Below are 6,732 nucleotides of genomic sequence, written 5' to 3'. Positions count from 1 at the left end.
CGGCCGCCTCCAGCGCGCGCGGGGGGTGCATCGGGTGCAGCGGTCGGGGGGCCTGGGCCGTCGGGCTCCGGCCGGAGCCCGACCGGGTGGTGTCCGGAATCGAACCGACGCGGTCGAGGGCACCACACGCGGCCCGCGCGTCCTCCAGCGCTCCGGCGTGCACCCCCGACAACGCCCAGAGCAGGCCGAACACGCCGCCGCCCAGTGCGAACCCGGCCAGCGCGGCCAGCACCAGCGGACGGCGTGACGGGGTGTTCGCGGCCGGGGAGCCGGGAGGCTGTCCATCCATCGCGCGCATCGCCTACCTCCCGCAGGCCGGGGTGATGCGCTATTCCAGCACCGAACACGCGCGTTTTCACTGGTCCGAGTGGACCGCGCGGCCAGCTGAGGCCGATTCGTCATCCAGCGAGAACCGGCGCAACGCCAGGAAGGCGAGAACCGCGACCCCCAGTAGCCCGGCCCCGGACACCACGAAGGTCTTCGACGCCGAGCCCAGCGCCTCGGTGAGGACGCCGCCGAGCAGCGCGCCGAGCGGGATCGTCCCCCAGACGACCGTGCGCCACACCCCCAGCACCCGGCCGAGCAGCGCGCCGGGCACCAGCGTGTGCCGCGCGGTCGCGAAGACGACGTTGACGATCACGATCGCGGCCGCGAACAGGCCGAACAGCAGCGCGCCCGCGACCGGCTGCCGGATCAGGCCCATTCCGCCGAACCCGAGCGCGCAGCAGGCGATCCCGATGACCAGCACCGCCCGGCGTCCGGCGGCCTGCACCATCCGGGGCGCGGTGGCCGCGCCGAGCAGCCCGCCGATCCCGCCGATGAACGCGAACAGCCCGTACGTCGCTTCGTTCAGGTGCAGGTCGTCGAGCGCGTAGAGCACCAGCTGGGCCTGGGCCAGTTCGCTGACCAGGCTCAGCAGCCCGGCGATCGCGACCATCCGCAGCAACAGCGGGTGCCCCTTCAGCCAGCGCAGCCCCTCCAGCAGCTCGGTGTGCAGCCGGGTCGGCGATGCCCCTGGCGTCCCGGTGGCCGTGGGCTTCGGCCGGAAGCTCCCGGCCAGCCCGAGCAGCAACGCGGCGGCGACGGCGAACCCTGCCGACGTCAGCAGGAAGGGGAACAGCGCGAACAGTGCGAACGTCGCACTGCCGACCGGCCCGCCGAGGAAGGTCTGGCCGACGATCTCGCACGCCTGGAGCTTGCTGTTCGCGCTCTCCAGCGACCGCTCGTCCACCACCGACGGGATCAGTGCGTTGGCGGCGCTCTCCGCGACCGTTTCCGCGGTCCCGATCAGCAGTGCCGCGGCGTAGACCAGCCAGATCGACATGCCGCCGACGGCGATCAGGATCGTCAGCGCCCCGATCACGGCGGCACGCCCGATGTTCGCGAAGATCATCGCGCGACGGCGGTCGACGCGGTCCACCAGCGTGCCCGCGATCAGGCCGAACAGCAGCCACGGCAGGAACTGGGTGGCCGACAGCCCGGCGATCAGGACCGGATCGTGCGTGAGCGTTGTGGCGAGCAGAGGAAAGGCGACCTTCGCGATTCCGTCGGCCAGGTTCCCCACTCCGGTCGACGACAACAGCCACCAGAGTCTGCGATTGCCCGCGCCGTCCTGTTCCTCATTCACCGTGCCTCCCCCGCACCGTTCGCAGCCGCCCCCCGACTACGCGTGACAGTGTGCCAGAGGGGTCGCCCGATGTGGTGGGGTTGTCACGAAGGGTGAGGAAACCGGAACTGTTGTGCGGTAGACGGTGAAATGCCCGCCAGCAACCGTTTCCAACCGTGGATTCGGTACCGGCAGCGATCAACCCCAGCCCAGCTCGTGCAGCCGCGCGTCGTCGATCCCGAAGTGGTGGCCGAGCTCGTGCATCACCGTGACCAGCACTTCCTCGACGACGTGCTCCTCGCTTTCGCACATTTCGAGGATCGGCCGCCGGTAGATCGAGATCCGGTCCGGCAGCACCCCGCCGTAGTCCGAGGTCCGCTCGGTGAGCGCTACGCCGTGGTACAGCCCGAGGATCGACGGCTCCTCTTCGTTGAACTCCTCGACCAGCACGACGACGTTGTCCATCGCTTCGGCGAACTCGGGCGGGACCTCGTCCAGCGCCTCGGACACCAGCTCCTCGAACCGGCGCCGCGTCATCTCGACCGGCATCGCGACCTACTGGCCCGGCTTCGGCGCGGTGCTGCTCGCACCGTGTCCGGTGGAGGGACCTTCGCCACCCATCGGCGGGCCGTCACCGTTGCCTCGTGGCGCGTCGCCCTGCGGTCCGCCCTTCACGCTCCCGGTCACCGCCTGGAGGCCGGTGTTGTCCGGCAGCTTCGCCGCGACCTTGCAGTTCACCTTGGTCGATCCGGCGTCCCAGCTCTCCTGCTCGCGCAGGTCCCAGCCGAGGCTGAGCTTCTTCGCCGCCAGGTCGGCGCCGTCGGTGTAGGTGGACGCGGCCTTGACGCATTCGGTGTCCAGCCAGGTCTTCTGTTTGTCCTGCGACGGGTAGCCGTCGGCGAACTTCGACTTCAGGTCCAGCTTCGCGACGATCTCGTACGAGTGCGGCTGGGCGCAGTCGATCGGGTCGCCGACACCCTTGCCGAGCAGCGCGAGGCAGGTGCCCGGCTCCCACACGGCGGACTGGTCCTGGTCCTTCGCCGGGCCGCTGGTCGGCTGCAGCTTGCCGCCGGGGCCCGCCCACTGCAGTCCGCAGCGCAACTGCCGGTCACCGTCGTTCCACTGTGCGGCGGTCGGCCGCAGCAGATTCGTGGTCAGCTTGCCGTAGAGGTCGAGTGCGTGGCCGAGGTACGGCTTGACGTCGGTGGTGCACTTCGTCTGCGCGATCTGCTGCCACTGCTCCAGCGCCGGAGCGGGCGCGCCGGGAGGGAACTGGGCGCCGACGTCGACGACGCTGGTCACCTCGAACAGGTGCGGCTGGGCGCAGTCGACCTTGCGCGCGTCCGTGGCGTCGGGGTTGTCCCAGGTCAGGCAGCTGCCGGGGGGCGAGCTGAACGCCTCCTTCGCGGCCGCGTTGAGCTTCCCCGCGCCGCCGCCGATGCCGCCACCGGCCCCTTCGCCCCAGGAAAACGTCACGCTGAGACCGAGTGCGATGAGGGCGCCGACGAACGCCCCGGCCATCACCACTCGGGTGCGCAGGGCTTTCGCGGCGGGAGGGAACCGTTCGGCGTCGGAAGACATCAACCACCATGATGCCTGCGCCGCGCGCACATTGCGCGCGGCGGGTGGTTAGTGTGGGTAGAAGGCGATGGCCGGTGATTACGGAGCGCGCATGACGCAGGACAGCAACTCGGGGGAGCAGTCAGCTCCGGAGCCGACACAACACGGCTCGATGCGGTTTCAGGACGAGAACACCAAACCCAAGGAACCCTCGCTGGCAGAGCAACGCGCTCGCCGGCAGGCGATCGCCGATCAGGAACGCGAGGCGGCCGAGGCCGCCGAACTGGCGCGGGTCGCCGACCAGAAGGCGGCGACCAAACGCAAGATCCTGATCGGCAGCGGGGTCACGGTCGGGCTCGCCGGGCTCGTCGCGACCTTCTACAGCGTCGCGCACACCACGAACGTGACCGCGGTCTGCACCGACAAGAACGACGTCGTGCAGGACGACAAATACTGTGACGAGAACTACGTCACGGCGAACCACGGCTACCACAGCGGCGGGTTCGTCTTCATCCCGATCATCGGCGGCGGCTACAACAGCTACCGGTACAACTACGGCGGCACCGGCGCGGTCGGGCAGCACGTCAGCGGTGGCACCTTCACCGCGCCGTCCTCGCGCACGAACGTCTCGACCAAGTCGGGCACGTCGGTGCAGCGGGGCGGGTTCGGCATCAGCGGCAAGAGCAGCGGGACCGCGGGCACGGGCGGGACCGGGAAGAGCGGGGGCTCGTAGGTGTACCGGGATTCGGCCGCGCCGCGGCGCGACTGGCAGCGGATCGTCGAAGAACAGGGCCTCGTCTACGGCACCCCCGCGCGTGACGGCTCGGGCAAGGAACGGCCGTACTGGGACGAGTCCGTCCACTACGTCTTCGACATGGACGAGATCCTCTCCATCGAGGCCGACGTCGAGCTGCTGCATTCGATGTGCCTCGAGGCCGTCGACAACGTCGTGACGACCGAGGGCTACCAGCGCTTCGGCATCCCGGAGTGGGTCTGGCCGCACATCGCCGAGTCGTGGAAGCGGCAGGATCCGCACGTCTACGGCCGGTTCGACCTGCGCTACGACGGGAAGAGCCCGGCGAAGCTGCTGGAGTACAACGCGGACACGCCGACGACGCTGCTGGAGGCGTCGATCCTCCAGTGGCACTGGAAGACCGACGTCTTCCCGGACGACGACCAGTGGAACTCGCTGCACGAGAAGCTGGTCGAACGCTGGAGCCTGTTGAAGGACAAGCTGCCCTCGAACGAACTGCACTTCACCTGGTCCAGCGCCGATCCCTCCGGCGAGGACCACGTCACCACCGCGTACCTGCAGGAGACCGCGGCCGAGGCGGGACTGGACACGGTCGGCCTCGCGATCGAGGAGATCGGCTGGGACCCGGTGCTCAAGCGCTTCGTCGACCTCGAAGAGGCGCAGATGGCGACCGTGGTGAAGCTGTACCCGTGGGAGTGGGTGGTCGACGAGGAGTTCGGCCGCTACGCCGTCGAGACGATGCCGCGCACGTTGTGGGTCGAGCCGCTGTGGAAGATGCTGCTGTCGAACAAGGCGCTGCTCGCGGTGCTGTGGGAGAACTACCCGGGCCACCCGAACCTGCTGCCCGCGTTCACCGACGACCCCGGCCTGCTCACCGAGTACGTGCGCAAGCCGAAGCTCGGCCGTGAGGGCGCGAACGTGCAGATCGTCGCGACCGGATACGAGACCCAGACCGATGGCGTCTACGGCGCCGAGGGTTACGTCTACCAGGCGTTCGATCCGCTGCCCGAGTTTCAGGGCTACCGGCCCGCGCTCGGGGCGTGGATCGTCGGCGACAGCGCCGCCGGGCTGGGGATCCGTGAGACCGGCGGCCTGGTGACCGACGACGGCGCCGCGTTCGTCCCGCACCGCATTCCCGACGCGGGGGACTGACCTCGGCCGATGCCGGTGGGGCCCGATTCGTGCGCAATCCGGGCGAACGGCACAATCTGCACGGACCTCTGCGGGACACCCGCACCCGGTCGGCGGCATGGACAGGCTTCGCGACGATATGTCCATGCCGCCTCCGTCCGGCATCGACCCCTGGGAGACCCCGTGACCACCATCGTTGCGCTGCCCGAGACCTTCGGCACCGATCTCGTGCGGGGCATCGGCGCCATCCTGCTCTACGGCGTGATCGGCCTGCTGCTCATGTTCGCCGGGTTCTACGCGATCGACTGGACCACTCCTGGCAAGCTGTCGAAGCTGGTCCAGCAGGGCAAGCCGAACGCGGTCATCGTCACCGCGTCGGGGCTGCTGTCGATGGCGTTCATCGTCGTCGTCGCGATCTTCAACTCGGCCAGCGATCTGACCGAGGGCCTGATCACCTCGCTGGTCTACGGCCTGCTGGGGATCATTGTCCAGGTCATCGCGGTCCGGCTGCTGGAGTGGGCGACCCGCATCGACGTCGGCAGCACCATCGAGAGCGACAAGTTCGCGCCCGCCACCATCGTGGTCGCCGCGGCGCACCTCGGCCTGGGTCTCGTGGTCGCCGTCGGGATTTCCTGATCTGCTGACCGGGTGGGATTCCCACTAGCGTGTGACCCATGCGCCTGCTCAGGACGCCGGAGGACAGGTTCACCGACCTGCCCGGCTTCGCCTTCGAACCACGGCATGTCGATCTTCCCGATCCGCACGGCGGTCTGATCAGAGTGGGCTACGTGGAGGCGGGGCCGTCCGACGGACCGCCCGTCCTCCTGCTGCACGGCGAGCCGAGCTGGTCCTACCTGTACCGGAAGATGCTGCCGGTGCTGGCCGGCGCGGGGCTGCGTGCCATCGCGCCGGACCTGGTCGGGTTCGGCCGGTCGGACAAGCCCGCCGAGATCGCCGACCACAGCTACGCCCGGCACGTCGGCTGGATGCGGGCGTTCGCCTTCGCCGCGCTCGACCTGCGGGACGTGACGCTGGTCGGGCAGGACTGGGGCGGGCTCATCGGCCTGCGGCTGGTCGCGGAGAACCCGGACCGGTTCGCGCGCGTGGTGGCGGCGAACACCGGGCTGCCGACCGGCGACGTCGACATGCCGAAGGTCTGGTGGGCCTTCCACGACGCCGTCGAGAAGGCGCAGGTGCTCGACATCGGCAGGGTCGTGCAGGCCGGCTGCCGGACGGAGCTGCCCGAAGAGGTTCGCGCCGCCTACGACGCGCCGTTCCCGAACGAGATGTACAAGGCGGGGCCGCGCGCGATGCCGTCGCTGGTGCCGACCCGCCCGGACGACCCGGCGTCGGAGGCCAACCGCGCCGCGTGGCGGACCCTGACCGAACTGGACCTGCCGCTGTTGTGCGCGTTCTCCGACGGCGACCCGATCACCGGCCCGATGGCCCCGGTGCTGCAACGGTCGATGAAGGGCGCACAGGGCCTGGAACATCCGACGATCCCCGATGCGGGCCACTTCCTGCAGGAGGACGCGGGCGAGCGCCTCGCCGAACACGTCGCCAGCTTCGTCCGCGGCTAGTTCCATCGGACGTGCCCTCCCAGCCGATGCTGACGCTGCGTCGGTCCGGGACGTATGAAGAGGTCCGGGCCGAAGCCGCCGCAAGGGCAGACGGGCTGCGC

7 protein-coding genes and 1 pseudogene are annotated in these 6,732 nt (G+C 69.8%); 4 read left to right on the top strand and 4 right to left on the bottom strand.

Features of this window, described 5'->3' with window-relative positions; all coding sequences use genetic code 11:
- The 4 genes and pseudogenes from ACFW0G_RS43020 to ACFW0G_RS43005 form a co-directional block, all read right to left on the bottom strand.
- Nucleotides 1–298: pseudogene (locus ACFW0G_RS43020) on the bottom strand (hypothetical protein); the annotation flags it as partial.
- Nucleotides 299–355: 57 nt separating this feature from the next.
- A complete protein-coding gene (locus tag ACFW0G_RS43015) occupies nucleotides 356–1,627 on the bottom strand; it encodes an MFS transporter (RefSeq protein ID WP_378331335.1) in 1,272 nt (423 codons plus the stop codon).
- A gap of 177 nt (nucleotides 1,628–1,804) precedes the next feature.
- Nucleotides 1,805–2,155, bottom strand: coding sequence for a metallopeptidase family protein (locus tag ACFW0G_RS43010; RefSeq protein WP_378331334.1), 351 nt, complete (start codon nucleotides 2,153–2,155; stop codon nucleotides 1,805–1,807).
- Nucleotides 2,156–2,161: 6 nt separating this feature from the next.
- A complete protein-coding gene (locus ACFW0G_RS43005; RefSeq protein WP_378331333.1) occupies nucleotides 2,162–3,187 on the bottom strand; it encodes a septum formation family protein in 1,026 nt (341 codons plus the stop codon).
- A gap of 91 nt (nucleotides 3,188–3,278) precedes the next feature.
- Here ACFW0G_RS43005 and ACFW0G_RS43000 point away from each other — a divergent pair, with 91 nt between their 5' ends.
- The 4 genes from ACFW0G_RS43000 to ACFW0G_RS42985 all read left to right on the top strand — a co-directional run bounded on the left by ACFW0G_RS43000 (nucleotide 3,279) and on the right by ACFW0G_RS42985 (nucleotide 6,631).
- Nucleotides 3,279–3,899 carry a hypothetical protein gene (locus tag ACFW0G_RS43000; protein WP_378331332.1) on the top strand — a complete coding sequence of 207 codons (621 nt, stop codon included), beginning with the start codon at nucleotides 3,279–3,281 and terminating at the stop codon, nucleotides 3,897–3,899.
- On the top strand, nucleotides 3,900–5,072 hold the full coding sequence (locus tag ACFW0G_RS42995; protein ID WP_378331331.1) for a glutathionylspermidine synthase family protein: 1,173 nt from the start codon (nucleotides 3,900–3,902) through the stop codon (nucleotides 5,070–5,072). It begins immediately after the preceding gene.
- Nucleotides 5,073–5,234: 162 nt separating this feature from the next.
- Complete coding sequence (locus ACFW0G_RS42990) at nucleotides 5,235–5,687, top strand: DUF350 domain-containing protein (RefSeq protein WP_378331330.1); 453 nt, start codon at nucleotides 5,235–5,237, stop codon at nucleotides 5,685–5,687.
- Nucleotides 5,688–5,725: 38 nt separating this feature from the next.
- Nucleotides 5,726–6,631 (top strand): haloalkane dehalogenase, encoded by a 906-nt coding sequence (locus ACFW0G_RS42985; RefSeq protein ID WP_378331329.1) that lies wholly within the window; start codon nucleotides 5,726–5,728, stop codon nucleotides 6,629–6,631.
- Nucleotides 6,632–6,732: the final 101 nt, after the last annotated feature.

It is taken from the genome of Amycolatopsis sp. NPDC058986, assembly GCF_042741125.1.
Lineage (GTDB): Bacteria > Actinomycetota > Actinomycetes > Mycobacteriales > Pseudonocardiaceae > Amycolatopsis.
Note: the sequence above shows the minus strand (reverse complement) of the source record. Positions and strands in the feature narration are given on the sequence as shown.

Bases quoted from the DNA above. Each gene is read 5' to 3' on its own strand.
- ACFW0G_RS43010 (WP_378331334.1), bottom strand. From the start codon at position 2,155: ATGCCGGTCGAGATGACGCGGCGCCGGTTCGAGGAGCTGGTGTCCGAG.
- ACFW0G_RS43005 (WP_378331333.1), bottom strand. From the start codon at position 3,187: ATGTCTTCCGACGCCGAACGGTTCCCTCCCGCCGCGAAAGCCCTGCGC.
- ACFW0G_RS43000 (WP_378331332.1), top strand. From the start codon at position 3,279: ATGACGCAGGACAGCAACTCGGGGGAGCAGTCAGCTCCGGAGCCGACA.
- ACFW0G_RS42985 (WP_378331329.1), top strand. From the start codon at position 5,726: ATGCGCCTGCTCAGGACGCCGGAGGACAGGTTCACCGACCTGCCCGGC.